Annotated in this window: 1 protein-coding gene; it reads right to left on the bottom strand. The window is 45.0% G+C overall.

Annotation, left to right across the window (positions count from 1 at the left end):
* Positions 1–767: FAD-dependent oxidoreductase (locus ACS8FD_RS19640; RefSeq protein ID WP_439277101.1), on the bottom strand; the 767-nt coding region annotated here is incomplete at both ends.

Below are 767 nucleotides of genomic sequence, written 5' to 3'. Positions count from 1 at the left end.
TCGCTTCTTGCTCAGTGAGACCAACCCATGCGATTTCTGGATGCGTATAAATAACGTTGATAATAGTATCATAGTTGACTTGTGCTTTTTCACCATGAATACGCTCAACCGCCATCATGCCCTCTTCCATGGCTTTATGCGCCAGCATAGGACCACGGACTAAATCACCAATGGCATATACGCCATCAAGATTGGTTTTACATTGTTCATTGACATCGATCAAACCACGTTCAGTCAAGGTAATACCGCTGTCATCACCCAGTAGTTTTTCAGAGTAAGCACGGCGACCGACACAAACGATGAGCTTATCAAAACGCTCCTCGCTCGATTCGCCTTTGTTTTCGCTTGTAACGACGACTTCATCACCTTGTACTTCAGCATTGGTTACTTTGGTATCGACACGGATATCAAGGCCTTGCTTCTTAAACATCTTACGAGATTCTTTAGCGATGTCTTTATCAGCAGCGGCTAAAAATTCAGGTAGCGCTTCGTATACAACCACTTCACTACCTAAGCGGCGCCATACAGAACCAAGCTCAAGACCGATAACACCAGCACCGATAACGCCTAAACGTTTAGGCACTTCAGTGAAATCAAGCGCGCCTGTTGAGTCAACGATACGATCGCCGTCAGTTTTGGCGACTGGAATCTCGATAGGCACAGAGCCTGCTGCCAAAATAACGTTTTTTGCAATGATGGTGGTCTCAGATTCATCTTCTAAAGCGACAAACTTAACTTTTTTGTCACCACCTTTACCGTCAACTAAC

This window comes from Psychrobacter sp. 1U2, from assembly GCF_051847575.1.
Note: the sequence above shows the minus strand (reverse complement) of the source record. Positions and strands in the feature narration are given on the sequence as shown.